This is a genomic window from Brevibacillus sp. FSL K6-0770 (assembly GCF_038000275.1).
Taxonomy (GTDB): Bacteria; Bacillota; Bacilli; order Brevibacillales; family Brevibacillaceae; genus Brevibacillus; species Brevibacillus parabrevis.
The window spans coordinates 5370369-5392482 of record NZ_JBBOBQ010000001.1; the positions used below are offsets into that span (position 1 = coordinate 5370369).

Here is a 22114-nt window from a genome sequence, read left to right on the forward strand (position 1 = left end):
ACCGTTCATACCGAGAATTTATGCAACTCTTTGTATTAATATACATTCAGCATTATAAAAATGCAACGAGTTTTTTGACTTCCGCAACTCGTTGCATTTTGGCAGAACATGCAATCTTTGCTGTTAGGCTTGCTCCAAAGCCTCTCCGAATACAGCCATTGCCTGCTTTACTTCCTCGTCCGTCGTAACGAAGGAAGGGAGCAGACGCAAAACTTGCGGCCCTGCCGTCAGGAAGATGACTCCTTTTTCCCGTGCATACGTCACGATATCGCCCGCCGGGATGGTCAGCTCTACGCCCAAAAGCAGCCCTTTTCCACGCACGGTGACGATCTTGTCTGGATGCTCGGCCTTCAATTTTTCCAGCTCTTGCGTCAACACTTGATGGATATGCGCTACCTGATCGAGGATTTGTTCTTCTTCCATCGTCGCAAGCGTAGCGATTCCTGCTGTCGCTGCCAACGGGTTTCCGCCGAATGTCGTTCCGTGCGTCCCTGGCGAAAATGCTTCTGCCACTTCTTTTGTAGCAACGACTGCGCCGATCGGGAAGCCGCTGCCCAAGCCTTTTGCCAAAGAAACCGCATCCGGCTTGACTCCATATTGTTGAAAAGCGAACCATGTGCCGGTTCGGCCAATGCCCGTCTGAATTTCGTCGACCAAGAGCAACAATCCGTGCTCATCGCACAAGTCACGCAGTGATTTCACCCAGGTTTCCTCTGCCGGGTGCACGCCGCCTTCGCCCTGAACCAGTTCCAGCATGATCGCGCACGTCTTGTCGTTAATCGCGGATTGAACCGCCGCGAGATCGTTGTACGGTACTGTGACGAAGCCCGCAGGCAAAGGCAGGAAACCATCCTTGACCTTGTCCTGGCCTGTCGCTGTCAAAGTCGCCAAGGTACGTCCGTGAAAAGACTGCGCAAACGTAATGACCTCGTAGCGATCCTCGCCTTTCACTTTTTGCGCATAGCGGCGAGCAAGCTTGATCAAGCCCTCATTCGCCTCGGCCCCGCTGTTGCAAAAAAACGCCTGATCCAGCCCTGACAGGCGGCTCAGCTTTTCCGCCAAAATTTGTTGCTGCGGAATGTGCACCAGATTGGAGCAATGCCACAGCGTATCCAGCTGTTCGTGCAGCTTGGCTGTCACTTTTGGCGGGACGTGCCCCAAAGAGGTGACCGCGATGCCTGAGGTAAAATCGAGATAGGCTTTCCCCTGATCATCCCACACTTGATTTCCTTTGCCTTTTACCAGGCTGATTGGCCATCTTGCATAGTTATTCATAACATGCAATGGCGCTGTCACTGTACTCATGTCTTTGCCCTCCTTAATTGGCGTGATTTACATTCATTCTGACCGTTGTACCGACTGTCTCCCCTGTGCAGACGCCGAGCAAGTCTTCCGCTGTTCCCCTGCAAATGACGACCTGATTGACGCCTTGACCGAGTGCATCCAGTGCTGCCTGAACCTTCGGAATCATTCCGCCAGTAATGATTTGGGCCTGGATCATCGCTTGAATCTCTTCTGTGCTTGTTTGAGCGACAATTTCTTTGGTGCCATCTGCTTGCGGCCGCATAATCCCTGGAACATCTGTTACCATGATCAGCTTTTCCGCAGAAAGTGCTGCCGCGATTGCGCCCGCTGCTACATCCGCGTTGACGTTGTACGTATCCACCCCGCTATCGCTCACGGACAGCGGAGCAATGACCGGAACGTAGCCTTTTTCCAGAATCGCAGCCGGAATGGCCGTATCGGCTTTCGTAATCTCTCCTACCCACCCCAGCGGTTTGGACGTTTTTTGCGCCACGAGTGTCTGTCCGTCGATTCCGCTCACGCCCCATGCCTTGGCGCCCGCTTGGGTCAAGCGCCGCACGAGTAGCTTGTTGATGCTTCCGCACAAAATCATTTCCACGACGCGCAATGTATCTTCGCAAGTCACGCGCAACCCGTCGACAAACTGCGGCGTGATTTGCACGCGGTCCAGCATGCTGTTAATCGCAGGCCCCCCGCCATGCACGATAACGATCTGCTTGCCTTCCTGTTGCAGCTTCGCAATCGCCTGAAAAAAAGAGTCCGGCAACTGATCCATCGTGCTGCCGCCGCATTTGATAACGACTATCCCCTGCATCGCTTTTCCTCCTCTACGGGAATACCGGAACGAGCGGCAAACCCGTTTTTTCTGGCATTCCGAACATGACGTTCATATTTTGCACCGCTTGGCCTGCTGCCCCCTTCATCATGTTGTCGATCACGGACAGCAAAACGACCCGACCCGTACGCTGATCTACATGAATGGCGATGTCGCAGTAATTGGAGCCGTACACTTCCTTCGTATGCGGATAGCTTCCCGCTGGACGTACACGGACAAACGGTTTGTCAGCATAAGTCGCTTCGTACAGCTCCTGTATTTGCGCCTGGCTTACCTCCTGGCTCAGTTGCCCGTAAGCCGTGACCAAAATCCCGCGCGTCATCGGCACGAGGTGAGGAGTAAACTGCACGATCGTCTCCACGCCGCTCTGCTTGTGCAACTCCTGCTCAATCTCTGGCGTATGCTGGTGGCTGCCTACTTTGTAAGCATGGATGCTTTCGTTGATTTCGCTGTAGTGAACGCCGAGCGAAACACCTCGGCCCGCCCCGGAAACACCTGACTTGGCGTCAACGATCCAACTGTTCGGCTTGACCCATCCGCTTTTCATCAAAGGAATCAAAGCGAGGAGTGCCGCTGTCGGATAGCATCCCGGATTGGCAATGAGACTGGCACCTGCGACCTGCTCCTGATTCCATTCCGTCAGTCCGTATGCCGCCTGCTCAACAAAGCTGGCTGGCGCTGGCTCTTTTTTATACCAGGCTTTGTATACATCGCCCTTCTCCAACCGAAAATCGCCGGACAGATCGATCACCTTCACGCCGCTCTCGACGAGTTGTGGAGACAATCCAGCGCTGACCCCCGCAGGCGTGGCCAGAAAAATCAAATCATTCGCTTTGCTCATGCTGTCCGCATCAATAGGCAAAAGCTTTGGCAACCCCAGCCCGCTTACATGCGGAAACGTTTTTTCCAGTCCCTCTCCATCCGCCGAGCTTGAATATACATTTGCTATTTCAACTTGAGGGTGGCCAGCCAGCAGACGAATCAATTCCGCTCCGCCGTAACCAGTTGCCCCAACGATTCCGACCCGAACCATGAACCTCTCCCTTTCTTTATATCCGTTTTTGTATTTTTATACATGAATGATAATAAAAATTCAGATGAAATACAACTGGCAAATCTGTATGCGCTAATTTTTCTGCTGGTGCTCAGCCTTAATTGGTTCTTCGCCAGCATGAATTTTTATAAGTCCCTAGCAATAAAAAAACGCCCGGATATTCTCCGAGCGCTTCGTTCTTGCCGTTATTTACTTTTTGTCAGCAAGCCAAGCTGCGATGTTTTCCGCGTCTGTCCCTTTTACCAGTCCAGGCGGCATCGCGCCCTTGCCTTTGTTCAACACTTCCAATATCTGATCTTTTGTCAGTTCCGAGCCAATCTTTTGCAAGTTGGGACCAACTGCGCCCTCCAGCGATTGGCCGTGGCACCCGGCACAGGTGTTTTTAAACAGCGTTTCTGCCGTTGCAGCATCGTAGCTGCCGGATGGAGCCGTGGTGGAAGGCGATTCAGTAGCCGGCTTCTCAGCAGGGGGTTGCGTCTGCTGATTGCCGCCGCCACAGGCGCCTAGCGAGAATGTGAGTACAGCCGCAAGCAGGGTGAACGGGATGCGTTTCAAGGCTGTTCCCTCCTTATTTAAGTAGAAATTCTTCGCTAAGTATGCCTCGACGACGACTTCTTCATTCCTCTCCCTGCCGAATTTAGGTCAAAGGCAGTTCAAGCGGGCTCCACTCGCGCAGCTCCAAAGTCCGCGCCCCTTCTACTACGACCGGATCGGCTTCGGCCAGTTTGCGCGCTTCTTCCAAGGACTCTGCCTTGTAGATGACCAGACCGCCCTGCTTGTCCGTGAATGGTCCTGCCATAAACACCTTGTCCTGACGGTACAGATCGTTAATATACTCCAAATGCGCTGGCCTGATTTTGGCATTCAATTCCTGATCAACAATCGGCAAAAAAGCGACATACAACATGCGTGAACCCTCTCCTTATCAGTTCGTGCGTTTGTTTGCAGTATACCATATTTGACAATCAGGACTTTAGCCCGGGTAGGATTTTTTCACTCTACAGCGAACGTTTTGAAATGGAGCAAGAAGCGACAGAAAGGCGGTCAGGTATGGGTACGCAGTTGCAGTTGTACAATTCGCTCTTCCATAACAATCCCGATGCTGTTTACATTATCGACATGCATGGCAACCTTACTGGCGTCAACGCCGCAGGAGAAGAACTGTTGGGCTACTCCGCTCCTGAACTGCTGCGGATGAAAATGTGGGAGCTGATTGCCCCTGTTCCTCAGCCGGACAAGGAAAGACTGGTTAGCCTGCTTAAAGAAGGCGTTCGCAAAAATATACCGTACCGTCTCCGACATCGGGACGGACGTTATTTGGAGATCAGCATCTCCAGCTTCCCAATCTTTCATAACGGAGAAATCGTTTGCCGCTATTCGATTGCCAAGGATGTTACACGCCAAAAGCAGACAGAAGAAGCGTTACTTTTCATGCAAGAAAATTTTCGGCTGATTTCGGAAAACATCATGGATCTGATTTTGATTGTCGACTTGAACGGGCACATTACATATGCATCGCCATCGATTCAATCCGTTCTTGGTCTGTCTGCCTCACACATTTTGCTCCGGCACTTTTCCGTTTTGATACAGCCTGAGCAGCGTCAAGCCGCCAGCCTTGATTTTCAAAAGATGATCGTGGACAAGATACCACTGGAAGCCGAGTATTCGTATCGTCATCCCGATGGCCGGATGCTTATTTTTGAGTTCAAAGGAACGCCGGACATCGGAGCAGACGGCCACGTGAAAAATACCGTGATCGTTGCCCGCGATATTACAGAGCGGCGGCATTCGGAGGAGCTGCTGCGTTACTCGGACAAGCTCTCCGCCCTCGGCGAGCTTGCCGCAGGCATCGCGCACGAAATCCGCAATCCGCTCACTTCATTGAAAGGATTCCTGCAATTGATGGAAAGCGAACCGGCAACAAACCATCAATATGTGCAAATCATGCTTTCCGAAATCGAGCGCATCTCTTCCATCACGAGCGAGCTTTTGCTGATGGCCAAGCCACAGACTCAGCGGTACGCGCCAAACGGTCTGCTGCCGCTGCTTCACTCTGTCATCAAGCTGCTTGCGCCACAAGCGCTGTTAAAAAACGTGAATATCGTGACACATTTTCCGTCAGCTACTTCGCTGATTCCTTGTGAGGAGTATCAAATCAAACAAGTGTTTATCAACATCATAAAAAACGGCATGGAAGCCATGCCGTCAGGAGGAATCCTCTCCATTGCAGTCGTCGAGGACGATCAGAACGTCCTGGTTCGGGTAACCGATCAAGGCCACGGCATACCCGAGGAGCTGCTTCCGCGATTGGGAGAGCTATTTTACACTACAAAAGAAACCGGAACGGGTCTGGGGCTTCTCGTAAGCTCCAAAATCATTCGCGATCATGGTGGTACGCTTGAAATCACGAGCAAACTCGGCAAAGGAACCACCGTCATGATTACTTTGCCGAAAGTCGTGCAGTCATAAGCGACTCTCTATCGATTGATCTGCGCGCGCAGATACGCGTCGATAAAAGCGTCGATCTCGCCGTCCATGACAGCCTGAACGTTTCCTACCTCCATGTTCGTCCGGTGGTCTTTTACCAAGCTGTACGGATGGAAAACGTAGGAACGAATCTGGCTTCCCCAGGCGATATCCTTCTGCTCGCCCTGAATCGCAGCCAGCGTCTTTTCCTGCTCCTCCCTCTTTTTTTCAAACAGGCGAGCCGTCAGCATTTTCATCGCCCGCTCCCTGTTTTTGATTTGTGAGCGCTCGGTTTGGCACGTAACCACAATGCCTGACGGCAAGTGGGTAATCCGGACAGCGGAGTCAGTCGTGTTGATGTGCTGACCACCCGCACCACTGGAACGATAGGTGTCGATCTTGAGGTCTTCCGTGCGGATGTCGACTGCATTGTCGTCCTCGATTTCCGGGAGAACGTTGCAGGAAACAAATGATGTATGGCGACGCCCGGAGGCATCAAATGGGGAAATGCGCACGAGACGGTGCACGCCTTTTTCCGATTTCAAATATCCATAAGCGTTGTACCCTTTGATCAGGAGGGTAACGCTTTTGACACCTGCTTCATCCCCTGGCAGATAGTCGAGTGTCTCGACCTTAAAGCCTTTGGCATCCCCCCAACGTGTATACATTCGCAAGAGCATGGATGCCCAATCTTGCGACTCCGTTCCCCCGGCACCAGGATGCAGCTCCAGGATCGCGTTGTTTTTGTCGTATTGATCGCTTAAAAGCAGCTCCAGCTCAAAGCTTTCAAACGACTTTCTCAGCTCCTGGGTACTGTCGTACAAATCCTGGATGAGGGAAGTTTCGCCTTCTTCGATGACGAGTTCCAGCATCAACTGGAGGTCTTCGTATTGGGAATCCAGCTTGCCCATCGTCTCGACAAGACTTTTGATAGCGTTCAGCTCGCTGATTGTTTTTTGCGCAGCCTCGTTGTCGTCCCAGAAGTCTGGAGCAAGCATGCGCTCTTCCAATTCGCCGATCCGCTCTTCCTTTACAGGGAGGTCAAAGAGACCCCCTGATATCCGCTAAACGCTTAGCCATACTGGACATCTCTTGTTTGATGTCCGCAATATCGATCAATGCCATTTTTGCGAGTCACCTTCTCTTTACGTAAGCTAAGTTTATTGTAACGTAATTCGCTAGATCCGCAAACCTGGCAACCTGCCGTGCGTAAAAAGTGTGATTCGCCTTTTGTCTGGCGTGTGCTCTGCTATGTGGCCATCGGCGGTGATGGCGAGGATCTCAAGTCTCGGATTTCATGTGGTTGTTTATTATCCGCCTGCGGCGCCACCACCAATGAGAGATGATCCTTGCGCACCTGTACCGCTCGTTTGCGTATCATTTGTTTGCTTCGTTCTACTCTGCGCTTTCTCTGCCCCGCAGCCACCGGACTTCGCTGGCGTTGATCCAGCATGCCTTTTGGCGGAATGAGCACTCCTTGCGTCCAGTTCGGCTCCGGGATCTCTGCTGTCAGCCGTTCTTCATAGAAGACAGGGTCTTCTGCGGTAAAGACGGCCGGCTCCTCCCCGCGCTCTTCCTTCGCGATCCATTTGACTTTTTTATGTTCTCCCGCTGTTTTCAATACCGCTTTGAGTGTAACCCCGATTCTCTCCATCATGTTTTTCGTCTGTATGCCCATCACGTTGACTGTCGCTTTCATGTCCCATTCCCCCGTCCCCGTGTATTTGGTAAAAGTGTTGTACTTATGATTCTATTGATTTTTCCGAACATTTCCACCTGAATCGTTCGATGACTTTTACCAGTGTTAGACAAATAGACCGACCATAACAGGCGGCGAGGAAAAGATCAGGACGAATAGTGTCTATGCGTCAGGAAACAATTTGCAAATTCGGCTTGTTCGAGCTTTTTGGCGACTACATGCTCTCATTGTGTCGAGATGCCACTTCTTTTGAGCAAAGAAATGAAAAAAGCACCCCTCTCGCAGCAAAATGCGGCTGCAAAGAGGAGTGCTCGATTGACCTACTGTTTTTTGTTTTGACGGCGGCGTTCCTGTTCCTGAGCACGGCGCTGTGCGCGGTTTTTCGGGTCCGCATCGTTGGACTCTTCCGCTTCCGGATTTTCCGAAGGGCCGGAAGTTTGCAGCTGGCTTGGATCAATGCCTTGGCCGCGGATGACGTCCTGGCGCTCCAGGTTTTGGCTCACTTCAGCCTTCATGATGTACATTGCCACCTCTTCCTGTACGGAAGCAAGCATGGCTTGATACATCTCGTAGCCTTCAAACTGGTATTCGCGCAACGGATCGTTTTGCGCATAGGCGCGCAGGTGAATCCCTTGGCGCAGCTGATCCATCGCATCGATATGATCCATCCACTTGCTGTCGACAGCGCGCAGAATGACCACTTTTTCGAACTCGCGCATCATCTCGCCGATTTGAGCTTCGCGCTCTTTGTACTGTTTGTTGACTTCGGCTTTCAAAAGCTCAAGAATTTCTTCTGCTTCTTTGCCTTTCAGCATGGAAACGGTAATGTTCTCTTCGTGCAGGAAGCCGTTGTTCGCCGCATCTGCCAATGCTTGCAGATCCCAATCCTCTGGAACCTCTTCTTTTGGACAATGCTGTTCGACGGCACGCTCCAGCACGCTGTAGATCATATTCAGCGCGACATCGCTCAAGTTAGCTTGCTCCAGGATGTCTTTGCGCTGCTTGTAAACAACGAGACGCTGCTGGTTCATCACGTCGTCGTACTGGAGTACGCCTTTACGTGCATCGAAGTTGGAGCCTTCGACACGTTTCTGGGCGGATTCAACCGCGCGAGTCACCAGACGGCTCTCGATCGGCATGTCTTCTTCCATGCCCAAGCGATCCATCATGTTCATGATGTTGTCCGCGCCAAAGCGACGCATCAGCTCATCCTGCATCGACAAGAAGAACTGGGAGGAACCCGGGTCCCCTTGACGTCCGGCACGTCCGCGCAGCTGGTTGTCGATCCGGCGACTCTCGTGGCGCTCTGTACCGATGATGTGCAGACCGCCCAAGTCCGCTACGCCTTCACCCAACTGGATGTCGGTACCGCGACCGGCCATGTTGGTAGCAATCGTCACTGCCCCGTACTGACCGGCACGAGCGACGATTTCCGCCTCGCGCTCATGGTGCTTCGCATTCAATACGCTGTGCGGAACGCCTTTTTGCTTCAACATATGCGACAGGCGCTCAGAGTTCTCAATGGAAATCGTACCAACGAGAATCGGCTGACCTTTTTTATGACGCTCGACGATATCGTTTACAACCGCACGATACTTGGCTGCTTCTGTCTTGAACACCAGGTCAGGCATGTCTTGACGAATGACTGGCTTGTTCGTCGGAATGACCACGACATCGAGGCCGTAAATCTTTTTGAACTCTTCTTCCTCGGTTTTGGCCGTACCCGTCATACCTGCCAGCTTCTCGTACATACGGAAGTAGTTTTGCAGCGTAATCGTCGCGAGTGTCATGCTCTCGCTTTGCACGCGCAGCCCTTCCTTGGCTTCGATCGCCTGGTGCAAGCCATCGCTGTAGCGGCGGCCGACCATCAGACGTCCTGTGAACTCGTCGACGATCACAACCTCGCCTTCCTGCACCACATAGTCCACGTCAAGCTTGAACAGCACTTGTGCTTTCAGCGCTGCGGTAATATGGTGGTTCAACGTGATGTGCGCCGTGTCGTACAGGTTGTCGATATTGAAAGCTTGCTCAACCTTGCCTACCCCTTCGTCCGTGAGGTTGACGATTTTCAGCTTTTCATCAATGGTAAAGTCTTTTTCCGGCTCCAGTCGCTTCACAAAATGCGAGCAGATGTAGTACAGCTCAGTCGATTTGTTGGCCGATCCGGAAATAATCAACGGAGTACGCGCCTCGTCGATCAGGATGCTGTCCACCTCGTCAATGATGGCAAAAAAGAGCGGACGTTGCACCATCTGTTCTTTGTACAGAACCATGTTGTCCCGCAAATAGTCAAAACCGAACTCGTTGTTCGTACCGTACGTAATATCACAAGCGTAAGCTTCCCGCTTTTCTTCCGGGCTCAGTCCGTTTTTGTTCAGACCGACTGTCAGCCCCAGGAAGTTGTAGAGCTGACCCATGATCCGCGAGTCGCGCTCTGCCAAGTATTCGTTCACAGTTACGACGTGAACGCCTTTGCCGAGCAAAGCATTGAGGTACGTTGCCAGGGTGGCAACCAATGTTTTCCCCTCACCGGTTTTCATCTCGGAGATACGGCCTTCTTGCAGCACCATACCACCAATCAGCTGAACATCGAAGTGACGCATGCCCAAAACCCGCTTGGACGCTTCGCGGACAACAGCAAATGCTTCATTCAAAATTTTGTCGAGCGGCTCTCCCTGAGCAAGTCTCGCTTTAAATTCCGCTGTTTTTTCCCGCAGCTGGTCATCGGAAAGCGCAGATACAGTTGATTCCAGCGCATTGATTGCTTCCACGCGCTTGAACATTTTTTTTACTTCACGTTCGTTGCTGTCGCCAAATATCTTTTTAACGAGTCCTAACATGAGGACACCCCTTCCATATGCTTCCGAACAAACATATCGTATGATTTGGCCTAAGCCTGAAATAAAATAAGATCGATTCTACGAAAATAAGACTTTCTAAAAAGCTATTTTAACAAATAGAAGCTCATATACACAAGTAAAGGGAGTTGCCAAAAGCAACTCCCTAGTCTTATACGAGTAACAAGGTGTAAAGTTTCGTTATTTCGGTTCAATTAATCCATAGCGCCCGTCGTTGCGGCGGTACACCACGCTGACATCGTTGGTGTCGCTATTTTGGAAAACGAAGAAGCTGTGTCCCAGCATATCCATCTGCATGACGGCTTCCTGCGCATCCATCGGTTTTAAGTCGAAACGTTTTGTTCTGACAATATCGATATCAACATCTTCCTCATCGACATCTGGTATTATCACAGCTACGGATTGACTGTCGCGCTGGCCTACTTTCGCAGCGGAATCAACTCGCAGCTTGCGCATCAATTTCGTTTTGTGCTTGCGAACTTGACGCTCGAGCTTTTCTGCCACCAGATCAATAGCGGCATACATATCCTCGTGTGTTTCTTCTGCTCGGATAATGACCCCGGCAAGCGGGATAGTTACCTCGATCGTGCCTTCTCCGCGATGTACATGCATGGTAACTTGTACATCGGCAGGCGTTGTTTCGAAATATTTTTCGAGACGGCCGACTTTCTTTTCCACATACTCTCTCAGTGCTGCGGTGACTTGAATGTTTTCTCCACGAATGTTAAATTTCATGGTTCCAACCTCCTTCCGTCTATATATAGGTATTCGGCACCCCTGTAAATAATCCTGCTCCAATCTCAAAAAAATCTTAGTGAAAATTTTACAATCCGGCAACAGTCGACAGAATTTTACCAATACTTACTAGATGCCCTATGCTATAATAGAAGGGTAATCACTCTATCCTATATATCGCGGTCGTCATCGCACTGGAGGAATCCTCATGGCAGAGGTGAAACCTTCTCATTCCATTATTGGCACAACGCTCGCGCAAGACGTCTACAATGAGTACGGCCTGCTTCTTTTGCCCGCCGGAGCTGTCCTTCACATGAGTGACATTCGCCTTTTGGAAGCGCATCAAATCCAGTCGGTGCATGTCGCTTCTGAACAGGAAACTCCTGAGGTGCCGTTGCCCATGCTGCATTGGAACGAGGCACAGGCTGCCCGTGAGTACATTGCAGCAGTCAAGCAAACCGAGCATTTATTCAAACAGATCGCTACAGGTTCTGTTCCTCCCTTGCAGCAGTTCAACAGCACGTTTTATCCGCTGCTGGATCAGGTTCTCCAGCAAATGGGCTTTCTTCGGTTCATCTACATCAAAGAAGGGACGGAAGACTACACGTACCGCCATTCTCTTCATGTAGGAATCGTGGCTGCCCTGATAGGAAAAATTTTAGGACGACCCCAGGAGGAAATCTATCGCCTGGGACAAGCAGGTCTTTTGCACGACGTCGGGAAAATGATGATCCCGGATGAGATTTTAGCCAAGCCAGACCGCTTGACCGATGAAGAGTATGAGATCATGAAACGCCACACCATCTACGGCAATGAGCTGCTCCTATCGATGGAAGACGCTGACGAATGGATTGCCAGATGCGCCTTGATGCACCACGAGCGTCTCGATGGCAGCGGCTATCCACTCGGCCGCAAAAAGAAAGACATCCCCTTTGAGTGCCAGATCATCAGCGTGGCAGACGTTTTTGATGCCATATGTACGGATCGCGTCTATCGTCGCGGCACCTCTCCTTTCCAGGCTGCCAACGTCCTGTGGGAACTGGCATGCCAGGGCAAGTTGAATCCGCTGATCGTCTCCCGCTTTATCCAGTACATCATTTTGCTCTATGTCGGCTCCCAGGCTTTGCTCAACAATGGCGACCACGTCGAAATCATCATGATTCATACGGATGAACCCATGCGTCCACTCGTCCGCAGAGGAGACGAATTTGTGGATTTGCGCGATTATCGGGAGCTATTCATTACGAGAATGATCAGCTGAACTACAGCTGCCTTACTAAAAATCCCCCTGAGCCGGTAGCGCGGCCAGGGGGATTTGCTGTCATCGATATGTTTTACAGTTTGACGACGTTCGCTGCCTGTGGCCCGCGGTCGCCCTCCACGATATCAAATTCCACAGCTTGTCCTTCTTCCAGTGTGCGAAATCCATCCGTTTGAATGGCCGAGAAGTGGACGAATACATCATCGCCATTTTCCCGCTCGATAAAACCGAATCCTTTTTCTGCGTTAAACCATTTAACTTTGCCTTGCATGAAACAGCACAACCCTTTCTTTTGTAAAAATTTGGATAAAAATCCTTTGTGTACAACCATAGTCTCCCCAATTCGAGGAAACGCATTCTTCTATCTCGTAGAATATTTTTTCTCCAGGCCGCGCACGACGACCCGTGACAAAAACAGTGTCAGCACCAGGTAGACGGCTGCCTCCGTCAAGTAAGGAGGGTAGCGCTCAAATGTGCTCTTCGCCACGTTCATGGCGGCGTAGTTCAACTCTGGTGTCGCGATTACCGCACAGAGGGACGAATCCTTCAAAAGGGCAATAAATTCGTTCCCGATCGCCGGCAGCATGCGCGTAAACGCCTGTGGCAATACAATCAGGCGCATCGCCAGCCCCTTTGTCATCCCCAGCGAGCGCGCCGCTTCCATCTGCCCTGGATCGATCGATTGAATCCCCGCCCGAAAAATCTCGGCGATGTACGCAGCAGCATTGAGCGACAACGCTACAAAACCGGAATAAATCGCTTCAGGACTGTTCTCTCCCGGAAAAAACACCGCCCATATCGACGGAATGACGGCGAAGTGGATTAGCAAAATTTGCACCAGCATCGGCGTTCCCCGAAACAACTCTACATAAATAGAGCATGTCCACCGCCAAAAGCGGTTGGCCGACATTTTACCCAAGCTGATAAACAGCCCGAGGAAAGTCCCGCAAACGGTAGCTACTGCCGTCAGTAAAATCGTATTGATAATGCCGCGGATAAACAGTTCCCTGTACTCATAGATGACGCTCCAGTCCAATGGCAAGTCCTCCCTTCCTGTGTGTCAGCACTGGAGTTCACAAACACCGGGCGCGTCCTCGCGGCGCACCCGGCTTGTTATCGCTGACTACTTGCTGCCGAAATACTGGGTATAAATTTCTTGGAGCTTGCCATTTTCCTTGATTTTCTTCAGACCGTCGTTGATTTTGTTCAGAGCGTCTGTGTTTCCTTTTTTGACCATGATGCCGTAAAATTCTTTTTCAAAAGAGTCGTCCTTGATCAGTTTGAATTTCTTGTCTTTGATTTTATTTACGTAATATTGCAGTACGCCATTATCACCTACAACTGCATCGACACGGCCATTGAAGAAGTCGTCCACAGACGAAGGCATGTCGTCATAGCCTTTCAAGCCTTCATACGTATCGCCAAACGCCTTTTTGACCACCTCTTCCCCTGTAGTGGCAGCTTGTACCCCGATCTTTTTGCCTTTCAGATCAGCCAGCTTGCTGACAGGGGAGTCTTCTGCGACCAAAATCAATTGATTCGCCTCGAAGTACGAATCCGAGAAGTCGTATTTCTCCTTGCGCTTGTCCGTGATCGTGATGGACGATATCCCGATGTCCACCGTGCCTTTGTCCAGGCCGTCAAACAGCGGGTCCCAGCCTGTGTTTTTCCACTCGATCTTGAATCCTCCCGCTTCCGCAATCGCATTCATCACATCGATGTCATGCCCGCTGATCTTGTCAGCCTCAAGCATTTGGAATGGCGGGTAAGCCGCATCCGTTCCGACCACGTATACTTTGTCCTGGGAACCGCCACCGCTCGTACCGCTTCCCGAAGACTGCTGGCCTCCCGAACCACAGGCAGAGACCAAAAGCCCCACACCTGCTACCAGCACAAGAGACTTGAACCACTTTTTCCCGAAACCCATTCGAAATCCCCCTTGTTTCTCTCTGTATAGCATACTTTTCCCCAGCACTGTCCACATGGAAATCGTGTGTTTTTTGCGTTCTCCACAAAGTTATCCACATTATCCACATAGCGTTGTGCACAAGCTGGGTATAACTATTTTCCTGCTTGTTCTGCGGCCCTGGTACTATGGTTACGGAAGCGATAGGAGAGATAGAACCGGAGCTGGCAACAAATGGTCAAGACCGTTTTGTTGGCCGCAAAGCGACATATCCGCTTTCATGAAAACCGCCGAGACGTTTTTCACAAGAAAAAACAGGATTCGTATACACCGGATATACTTCTATCCTGTATATAAAAATCCTGCCTAAAAACATTAATTTATCAGAAAAATACGAATTATTCTTTTTCCGCCAAAATAATAATTTCCACTCGTCGGTTGCGTGCGCGGTTCTCATCGTTGGAATTATCCACGAGCGGCTTGTATTCTCCCAATCCCGCGACCGTAAAGCGCGATGCCGGCAAGGAATATGCATCAACCATTTCCCGCATTACTGCAATGGCGCGGGCAGAGGACAGCTCCCAGTTGGATTTGAATGAACTGCGCGAGATCGGCACATCGTCCGTGTAGCCCTCAATCCGCACTTTGTGCTCATAGCGCTGCAACACCTGGGCTACGGTGCCTACGACCTCTTTCCCCTGCTCCTGAAGATCAGCAGAGCCGCTGCCGAACAAAATTTTCTCCGGAAGCCGGATACGCAATCCCTCTTCGGTCTCCTCATAGTCCAGATTCAGTTCCGCCAGAGCAGAGGAGAGCTGGTTGTGCACCGTCTCCATATCGCGTTCACCCGAGTCTGGCATGCCAGCAGGCAACTTAGGCAAATTCGCCATTTCTTGCTCCTGCGAGCCTTTCTCGTCAATCGTGCCTGTGAGCACCTTCTTTTGCCCCTCCAGCTGATGAATCTCGCGCTCCAGCTCGAGCTTTTGCAAATTCAACAGATCAAGGCTTTGATGCACCTGCTTAAGATTGGCCTCGTGCTCCACCTGCTCCTTTTTGGCAGCCTCGCGCTCGGTCTGAATCCTGGTCAACTGCGTCGCTGCGATGATGATCACGATGACAAACAACAGCGTAATCAAGTCACTGTAGCTGATCAGCCAGCTTTTCTCCAGCTCCTTCTCGTCGTACAACCGATCGTCATGCATAGCGATCCTGCCTTTCAATCGTGCCCTTCATGCTGCCAGGCTCCTTGACGAGCACCAGCTTCTGGTCGCCAGGCAAAAACGAATTGAGCTTCTCAAACAACAGGCGCGGCGTCTCCATCCGCTGCAATCCAACACAGCCTTCGATGTAGAGCCGTTTTTCAAACATTTCCCGGTCATACAAGTCCATCATCCGGTAGTAACACGGCAGAGCGAACAAATTCGCAAGGAGCGCGCCATAGAGCGTGGCGACCACCGCTGCGCTCAGACTGTGCCCAGTGAGCGCCATGTCTTCGAGCGACTTCAACACCCCTGTCATCCCGAGCAGAGTCCCTACCAGCCCCATCCCTGGCGCCAGCAAACTGATCAGCCGGAAAAAGCCCGCTGCCTGCTGATAGCGATACTGCTCGCCCTTCAGCTCGTTTTCCAGAATCATTCGCAGCTCTTCTTCCGGCACACCCTCTACCGCCAGCAGGCTGCCGCGCTGCACGAACGAATCTTTCTCCTGGTGCAGCTCGCGTTCGAGCGCGATATATCCCTGTTCTTTTTGAACGAGCGCGTAATAGTAGAAGCGCTTGATCGTTTCCTCTACGTTGCTGTCCCTTCCGTGAATCAGAAGGCGGACGATTTTTTTTACATCAAGATGCTTGCGCTTGATCGCGTACGACACAACCACAGAGAGCGCGACCAGCTCAATAGCGGTCACGTTCAGCAAATCACCGAGGTTGCCGTTTAAATAAACCGCGTGTATGAAAATGAGGAGGACGGCTCCGATCAAGACGAGTGAGCGGCGTTTTGTGGACAATGGTGTCACCTTCCTAGTTTTAAAACAGATCACTTTAAATTATAGCAGATAGAGAATGCTCAAAAGACAGACAAATGATTGTAATGAAAGTAACGTTAAAAAATGTCGATAATTAAAAGGTAAGGAAATTTTTGAAAAGAGGTGACCATCTGTGAATGCTATCCAACTGCAACAAGCAGTTAGCATTAGTGTAACCAATCAAGTACAAGAGACGATGCAAGCACAAGCTTCTATCATGCTGGAGGGATTGGCCCAGACCCAGAACAACGTTCAAGTGGCTCAGGCAAGTCATCCTACTCTTGGGAAAGCCATCGATATTCGCGTATAAGATTCGGAAAAGAAAAAGGCCGGTTACCCGGCCTTTTTTTATTTTTTTCGATCGAAAAAAGCCCCGTAACCGTTTGGACCTGCCTCGTTGTAAGAATTCATGGCGAGCTTGCTGCGGTGAAGGTTGTTTAACTGTTGTTGTACGCCTTGTTTACAACCTTCTATCAAAGGAATCAGCCGTTGATTTACTTCATAGATTTGAGTCAATTGAACGCGTTGAGCTTCTGTCAGCACTGATCCAGCACTGAATCTCTCCTGCATTTGATGGATTAACTCTTCACGCTCATCCAAAATTGCCAGCCAATCATCCGGATTCGACTCCTTTACTGCCACAGCTTGCTCCAGACGTTGTGTCGCTTCATGCAAGCTTTCCAAGAGAGTAGCCATCATCTCGTCCATCATGTGCACCTTATCCTTGTTTCTTGGCCAATTGCATGGCTTCTTTCCACGTATCACGGAATTGAACAAACAATTCTTCTACTTCACTTAGAATCGCTATATCTTTGCGCATGTTTGCTTGAATAGTACGTTGGAGCATATACTCGTAAAGTTTGACAAATTCTTTGGAAATAGAATAATCGTTGTTCAAGGTGGACATAAGCTCATACAAGATGTTTTGCACTTTCAGAGAGGCCTCATGAGCCTTGGTTACATTTTTTTCTTCGATGGCATTTTTGGCTTGTTTAATGAACTTAAGCGCACCGTTGTATAACATCAATGTCAAATCTGCAGGAGTAGCGGTCGTTACCTGATTGGATTGGTATGTCTGAGCAGCGTTCTGCAACATCTGCATCACTCCTTTTTAGCTCTTGCCTAGCATTTGGGCGAACCAAGAGCCTTGAGATTGGGCTTGGGACATCGCTTTTTCCATTGCTGAAAATTGTTTCCAGTAACGATCTTCGATAACTTTCAGCCGATCTTCCCAGCGAGAAATATCATCATCTGTTTGCTGGATTTTCTTGCTCAAAACGCTATTATCCGCGATTGTGCCTGCTGCACCAGCTTCTTTCGTAATTTTGTCCATGACTTGATTCAATTGACTATACAGACGTTCTGCTACGCCACTTTCATTGTATTTCTTTCCGAGATCGGTTTTCTCATCGCTATAATTGGTGAAAAGCTTCAGAACATCATCGCCATTATTTCGAATCGCTTCACGAAGTTTAGTCTCGTCGAGGTATAGCTTACCATTTTCCAAATAGGCATTTTTACCGCTAGGAGCACCTGTAATTCCAATTTCGGAAAGAGTATCGAATGCTTTATTGATACCTGTTGCTTGCAAAGGCGTGCTTATGGCGCGGCGCAGTTCGTTCAATCCGCTCGACAGAATAGGATCCCTTAACAAAATTCCGCTCTTGGCCATAGCCTCCAGTTTCTCTGCGGTTTTTTCCGGGAGTTCTTCTTTTTCTTCGTCAAGCAACGGTTGGTAGCCTTTATTTTTCGGTTCAGAGATTTTCTTGTTGATCGTTTCAATGACCGCATTATATTTATCGACAAAATCTTTTACCATGTTGTAAACGGCATCTTCGTCAGTCTTGGTGCTAACGACTACTGGACCACCTGCGCTTGCCTGTTTTAACGTGATCTCCATACCGTCAAAAGAAATCGTGTTTGTAGGTGAGGTATATTCTACCCCGTTAATTTTAAATTTTGCCTCTTCTCCTGCTGTTCCGGCAGTGGAAGTCTTAACAGCGGTATCGATATCTAAGTTGTTGCTGGCAGAAGCCTGTACCTGGAATGTTTTTCCGTCCTCTGAGGTCATTACTAACTTATTGTTAAATACACTAGCTTTTACACCAGCATTTGCACTGTTAATTTTGTTCACAATCGCCTCTAAAGAATCATTGGCTCCTGCAACTGAAATTGTCACTCCTGTAGCGTCCGATCCATTAATGCTACCATCACCGTTCGTATCCTTGCTAATGGTAAAAGTAAAATCGGATCCCCCAACAGCAGCCTTTGAATCAGTCACCGAGGTATTGAACTCAGCAGTAGGTGGAGTCCCTGCTTTCGCCAACTTGGTAACCTCAACAGTGTAAGATGACAAGGAAGGCTTGCCTACCACTTTGGCAGAGGCAATGCTTTCGTTCTCTGAAGCAGCTATCTTTTTGTTAAAACTACTCGCCATGCGAAGACCCTTAATCGTGTTTTGCAAGTCAACCAGAATACTGTTCATATCCCGGTAAGCGTCGCGTTTCCACTCAGTGCTATACTTGTTCCGCTGCAAGCGATTAACAGGTTCACGCTGTGCTTTCATCAGATCCTTGATAATTTTCTCCGTGTCCATTCCAGAAGCCATACCACTAATTCGAATACCCATCTTTATACCTCCTATCTCTTCTCGTCAACAAGCAGTCCGATCATTTCGTGCATTTTGGCAGCCATATCCATCATTTTCTTTGAAGGTATTTCTCGTATGACTTCATTCGTCTGATCGTTAATAATCTGTACATAATACTCGTTTAGTTCTTCATGGAGGGTAAATTTCACATGCGAGCTGGTAGTTTGCAGCCACTTGTTGATGCCCGCTAACTCCTGCTCAATTTCTCGCTTCGTTTCTACTCGCTCTTGAAGTGGTGCCTGCTTTTCCACTGGCGGATTTTGACTCTGGTTTAACTCTGTGAATGGCTTTGCTTTTCCATAATTGTGAATTGAACCGACATCCATTCCTGATCCTCCTCAAGAATCATTTCTTATGTTAGTTATCGGTTTTTTCACGATAAAGCTTTACTTTCTCTTCGTGCTTTCTACCCAGTACTATTGTTCAATTTCTCGACTAAAGACATTGTATGTACTGCATCATGGATAGACATACTTCCCTCGTAAGTAGCATCTGTTCGATTACTGCTCACGTTGGTAACAAAATACTTAAGTTGTGCAGCGAATCCCGGCTTCGCACCGACATCAGCCTCATCCGGAAGTAATCGATAAGGCTCGCGATTTCGAAAGAAAACAACCGCTTCCTCTAAGTTTGTAAATTGAATCTTACCGTCAGGGATGTAAAGCTCGTAATTCCAATTCCCCAATGCATGCCAATACGCCTGAAAAGTAATCGGTACATCTGTTTGTGATACAATCAGGGCTGCATATCGATGATTCAATGGCTCTGCCTTTAGCGGATTTTGAAACGTATTTACCGCTTTTGTCTCGCCACAATAGTATCGAATTAAGTCAATGCAATGGATACTGTTTCCGGTAAAGAGCATTTCTAATTTTTCCTCTGGATAATTCGCTTCTCGGAGAGTCCGGTACCGCTCAAATACGTCCATCCTCATCCCAAGCAGCCCTCCCATTTCATCAATTAGCAGCTTCGCTTGGCGAACCACGCTGTAAAATCGACGGTTAAAGGCTACCATCACACTGGTTTTAAACTGTCTGGACATCTCTGATAGATGATTGGCTTGCTGTTTCGTTAGTCCGGGCGGCTTCTCTAATAGCACTGGTATTCGGTATGGGATTAATTCAAGTGCAATATCATAGATTGCTGTAGCTGGAACCGCAACTACGATACCGTCCAACTTTTCAAAAGAAAGCATGTCAGAAATGCTCGTATACGTCCGAGGTATGTTTAAATCGCACCGCGCCCTTTGGTTACCAATCTCGGTACGATTTACCGCCGCTACAACTTGAATCTTCTCGTCATGGTTCTCGTTTAGCCAATTGATTGCTTGAATATAAGAAGGAGCAATCGTCCCCGTTCCAATTATGCCCAGAGAAATCATCGAATCGCTCCTTTACGTAAATTTGAATAATCGATTTATGCACTCCTCATCCGCAATCGGTAAGGCAATTTGTTTATTACCCTTTTCATGGGACAGATGAATCCCGATCACAGCTTCTAGAGCCTTGACCGCATACTCGGGGTCAGCAGGTGCCTCATCCTGAAATACAGCTTGCAGCAGATCATGACTTAAAGCGTGAATATCGAGTTCCAATTTCTCTTTTTCAACTCGCCGCAATGGTGTTCCATAACGAGTCACTGGCAGTGCCCAATCGTCCTCGTTTCTTGTTTCAATCAAATAGAAGCGCTCTATTTCGTTGATCGTAACACGCCCGCATTTCCCATTAATAACCATCAACGGAGGAATCCCCAAATCTTCTGCCATCTCAAAAAACATGCGTGCGCCCGCTTCAAAATGGACAATCGCATATCCACCTGGGTCTTTAAAATTAGCCCCTCTCGGGTTCGCTATATTTTCATCATTCAGGAATCCGCAAACTTGTACTACATTTTGCTCCAGCAAATAACCAGCAAGATCGATAAAATGGGTACCGTTGCACCCCATTTGTCCGCCGCCCATTGAAAACATGATACTTTCCACTGAACCGATAATTCCGCTGCGCAGCTTTTCCCGTAACGATACATAATCCTTTGACCATCGTCGCCCATGATTGACAGCCAGGGTAATGCCTTCTGCGCGGGCAATTTCAACCATTTCCCTAGCTTGGGCAATAGAAGTTGCGATCGGTTTTTCGCAGATGATACGTTTCACGCCATGCTTTACCGCATCCAGATAGATGGGGTAGTGGCTGGGGCCGTTCGTTGCAATGATCAGAACGTCAAGTTGCTCATGTTGAAGCATGTCCGCATGAGATGAATAGGCGACGACCTCATGCTTCAATTGCCGCTCTTTCACTTGCTGAATTGCTTCTTGCCTCAAGTCCACTACTGCCAGTTTAATCTGTTCCATTTTTTTCATCACTTCTACGTACCTAAGCCCCATCGGACCAAGTCCAACAATCCCAATTGTTTTCATCACTTCATTTGCTCCTTGATCGTTTCAACAAGCTCAGGTAAAACAGGATGCTGAATTTTATTTTGTCGAACGAATTTGATATATTCAGTGGTTTTCCCAAAGTCGTTCATTTGATACGAAAGAGCAATCAGGTTGTACAAGTTGTCGCCGTAATAAGGGTATGCCTCGAATGATTGGGAAAAATGCATATAACTCCTATGCATATCCTCTTCAAAGCATCGACACCCCAATACGTTCTCATAAAAGGCTCGTGTAATCTGGAGGAGATGCCGACTTACAAGCTCATTTCCTCTTTTATTCAAATGATGGTCATCCGGCAACAAATACGTATGCGGATGATAAGCATCAACATGTGATTCCATATCAATGAAAAATACTTGGTGACGGTTTGCACCACTTTTCAAAACTTGGTTGTATGCAGATATTTGATGCAAGATTCCGGGATAGCGTTGCTCCATCTTCATTGAAGTTTTGCAAATTCCCAAAACAACCAGTTTCGTCTGAGGACGCATCTCAGCAAGGTAGAGAATCTCTCTGTAGAATCTCTCAAAGTCGCCAATCTCAACAAGCTGTTTCCCGCCCAAATTTTCTCGAAACCAACAGTCGACAATCCCTACTTGAAGGACAATTACGTCTGGTTGAAAGAAGAACAAATGGTTTGCAAATTGTTCGTGAATATCCTTGATGGTAGAGAAGCGTTGAGCACGATTCGTTACGCTTATGTCCGCTTCAGGATAGTTGGAACGCAACTCTTTCTCTAAAAGATACCCGTACGTCTCGTTAAAATGAACGGCCAACTCTTTATCAACAACTGGATCAAAGTTGTTAATTCGGTGAGGGCGCGGCAAAGCAAGGGAATCACCCAAAATAAGTATGTTCATGAAATCCACCCTATGTCGATTTTTCC

24 protein-coding genes are annotated in these 22114 nt (G+C 49.0%); 3 read left to right on the forward strand and 21 right to left on the reverse strand.

Translation table 11 applies throughout. The annotated features are described in order from the left end of the window. Positions 1-123 precede the first annotated feature (123 nt). From NST23_RS25500 to NST23_RS25520, 5 genes are all read right to left on the reverse strand, one after another. On the reverse strand, positions 124-1305 hold the full coding sequence (locus tag NST23_RS25500) for an aspartate aminotransferase family protein (protein WP_340964889.1): 1182 nt from the start codon (positions 1303-1305) through the stop codon (positions 124-126). Between the two features lie 13 nt (positions 1306-1318). After that, on the reverse strand, positions 1319-2119 hold the full coding sequence (argB, locus tag NST23_RS25505) for an acetylglutamate kinase (RefSeq protein WP_340964891.1): 801 nt from the start codon (positions 2117-2119) through the stop codon (positions 1319-1321). Positions 2120-2132: 13 nt separating this feature from the next. Further along, the gene (gene argC, locus NST23_RS25510) at positions 2133-3173 is read right to left on the reverse strand and encodes an N-acetyl-gamma-glutamyl-phosphate reductase (protein WP_122966092.1); all 1041 of its coding nucleotides are present in this window, start codon (positions 3171-3173) and stop codon (positions 2133-2135) included. A gap of 210 nt (positions 3174-3383) precedes the next feature. Then, complete coding sequence (gene cccB / locus NST23_RS25515; protein WP_063229284.1) at positions 3384-3749, reverse strand: cytochrome c551; 366 nt, start codon at positions 3747-3749, stop codon at positions 3384-3386. 82 nt (positions 3750-3831) lie between these two features. Next, positions 3832-4101 carry a YciI family protein gene (locus NST23_RS25520; protein WP_122966091.1) on the reverse strand — a complete coding sequence of 90 codons (270 nt, stop codon included), beginning with the start codon at positions 4099-4101 and terminating at the stop codon, positions 3832-3834. A gap of 143 nt (positions 4102-4244) precedes the next feature. Between NST23_RS25520 and NST23_RS25525 the strand changes: the two genes are divergently transcribed. After that, positions 4245-5663 carry a PAS domain-containing sensor histidine kinase gene (locus NST23_RS25525; RefSeq protein WP_173596427.1) on the forward strand — a complete coding sequence of 473 codons (1419 nt, stop codon included), beginning with the start codon at positions 4245-4247 and terminating at the stop codon, positions 5661-5663. An 8-nt stretch (positions 5664-5671) separates the two neighbouring features. Here NST23_RS25525 and prfB read toward each other — a convergent pair. The 4 genes from prfB to hpf all read right to left on the reverse strand — a co-directional run bounded on the left by prfB (position 5672) and on the right by hpf (position 10952). Then, positions 5672-6785 (reverse strand): peptide chain release factor 2 gene (gene prfB / locus NST23_RS25530; protein ID WP_122966089.1). Its coding sequence is split into 2 segments (ribosomal slippage): positions 5672-6703 and positions 6705-6785, totalling 1113 coding nucleotides; the frame shifts between segments, so codons are not numbered across the junction. Between the two features lie 124 nt (positions 6786-6909). Then, positions 6910-7359 (reverse strand): hypothetical protein, encoded by a 450-nt coding sequence (locus tag NST23_RS25535; protein WP_063229281.1) that lies wholly within the window; start codon positions 7357-7359, stop codon positions 6910-6912. A 320-nt stretch (positions 7360-7679) separates the two neighbouring features. Beyond that, positions 7680-10199 carry a preprotein translocase subunit SecA gene (secA, locus tag NST23_RS25540; protein ID WP_122966088.1) on the reverse strand — a complete coding sequence of 840 codons (2520 nt, stop codon included), beginning with the start codon at positions 10197-10199 and terminating at the stop codon, positions 7680-7682. Positions 10200-10397: 198 nt separating this feature from the next. After that, positions 10398-10952 (reverse strand): ribosome hibernation-promoting factor, HPF/YfiA family, encoded by a 555-nt coding sequence (hpf, locus tag NST23_RS25545; protein WP_122966087.1) that lies wholly within the window; start codon positions 10950-10952, stop codon positions 10398-10400. A gap of 208 nt (positions 10953-11160) precedes the next feature. Between hpf and NST23_RS25550 the strand changes: the two genes are divergently transcribed. Further along, positions 11161-12213 (forward strand): HD-GYP domain-containing protein, encoded by a 1053-nt coding sequence (locus NST23_RS25550; protein WP_217022142.1) that lies wholly within the window; start codon positions 11161-11163, stop codon positions 12211-12213. Positions 12214-12286: 73 nt separating this feature from the next. On the opposite strand, the gene NST23_RS25555 is transcribed toward NST23_RS25550, so the two are convergent. From NST23_RS25555 to NST23_RS25575, 5 genes are all read right to left on the reverse strand, one after another. Continuing rightward, a complete protein-coding gene (locus NST23_RS25555) occupies positions 12287-12484 on the reverse strand; it encodes a cold shock domain-containing protein (RefSeq protein WP_063229318.1) in 198 nt (65 codons plus the stop codon). Positions 12485-12574: 90 nt separating this feature from the next. Continuing rightward, positions 12575-13249 (reverse strand): amino acid ABC transporter permease, encoded by a 675-nt coding sequence (locus tag NST23_RS25560; RefSeq protein ID WP_173596424.1) that lies wholly within the window; start codon positions 13247-13249, stop codon positions 12575-12577. An 87-nt stretch (positions 13250-13336) separates the two neighbouring features. Next, a complete protein-coding gene (locus NST23_RS25565; protein WP_063229276.1) occupies positions 13337-14140 on the reverse strand; it encodes a basic amino acid ABC transporter substrate-binding protein in 804 nt (267 codons plus the stop codon). Positions 14141-14517: 377 nt separating this feature from the next. Continuing rightward, positions 14518-15321: an OmpA family protein gene (locus tag NST23_RS25570; protein WP_217022141.1), complete on the reverse strand. Its 804-nt coding sequence runs from the start codon at positions 15319-15321 to the stop codon at positions 14518-14520. Then, positions 15314-16123, reverse strand: coding sequence for a motility protein A (locus tag NST23_RS25575; protein ID WP_122966083.1), 810 nt, complete (start codon positions 16121-16123; stop codon positions 15314-15316). The genes NST23_RS25570 and NST23_RS25575 overlap by 8 nt, the downstream gene beginning before the upstream one ends. Positions 16124-16274: 151 nt before the next feature. Here NST23_RS25575 and NST23_RS25580 point away from each other — a divergent pair, with 151 nt between their 5' ends. After that, positions 16275-16451, forward strand: a complete 177-nt coding sequence (locus NST23_RS25580; protein ID WP_173599936.1) for a putative motility protein — start codon at positions 16275-16277, stop codon at positions 16449-16451. 38 nt (positions 16452-16489) lie between these two features. Here the strand turns inward: NST23_RS25580 and NST23_RS25585 are convergent, their stop codons facing one another. The 7 genes from NST23_RS25585 to NST23_RS25615 all read right to left on the reverse strand — a co-directional run bounded on the left by NST23_RS25585 (position 16490) and on the right by NST23_RS25615 (position 22088). After that, positions 16490-16852 (reverse strand): flagellar protein FliT, encoded by a 363-nt coding sequence (locus NST23_RS25585; RefSeq protein ID WP_254456801.1) that lies wholly within the window; start codon positions 16850-16852, stop codon positions 16490-16492. A gap of 7 nt (positions 16853-16859) precedes the next feature. Next, a complete protein-coding gene (fliS, locus tag NST23_RS25590) occupies positions 16860-17237 on the reverse strand; it encodes a flagellar export chaperone FliS (protein ID WP_173596421.1) in 378 nt (125 codons plus the stop codon). Between the two features lie 15 nt (positions 17238-17252). Continuing rightward, positions 17253-18770 (reverse strand): flagellar filament capping protein FliD, encoded by a 1518-nt coding sequence (gene fliD, locus NST23_RS25595; RefSeq protein WP_173596420.1) that lies wholly within the window; start codon positions 18768-18770, stop codon positions 17253-17255. Between the two features lie 11 nt (positions 18771-18781). Then, positions 18782-19117 carry a flagellar protein FlaG gene (gene flaG / locus NST23_RS25600; protein ID WP_173596419.1) on the reverse strand — a complete coding sequence of 112 codons (336 nt, stop codon included), beginning with the start codon at positions 19115-19117 and terminating at the stop codon, positions 18782-18784. A gap of 80 nt (positions 19118-19197) precedes the next feature. Next, positions 19198-20172, reverse strand: coding sequence for a Gfo/Idh/MocA family protein (locus NST23_RS25605; RefSeq protein ID WP_173596418.1), 975 nt, complete (start codon positions 20170-20172; stop codon positions 19198-19200). Positions 20173-20184: 12 nt separating this feature from the next. Next, on the reverse strand, positions 20185-21207 hold the full coding sequence (locus NST23_RS25610) for a Gfo/Idh/MocA family oxidoreductase (protein ID WP_242775242.1): 1023 nt from the start codon (positions 21205-21207) through the stop codon (positions 20185-20187). After that, positions 21207-22088, reverse strand: a complete 882-nt coding sequence (locus NST23_RS25615) for an SGNH/GDSL hydrolase family protein (RefSeq protein WP_173596416.1) — start codon at positions 22086-22088, stop codon at positions 21207-21209. Before NST23_RS25615 ends, NST23_RS25610 begins: the two co-directional genes overlap by 1 nt. Positions 22089-22114 lie beyond the last annotated feature (26 nt).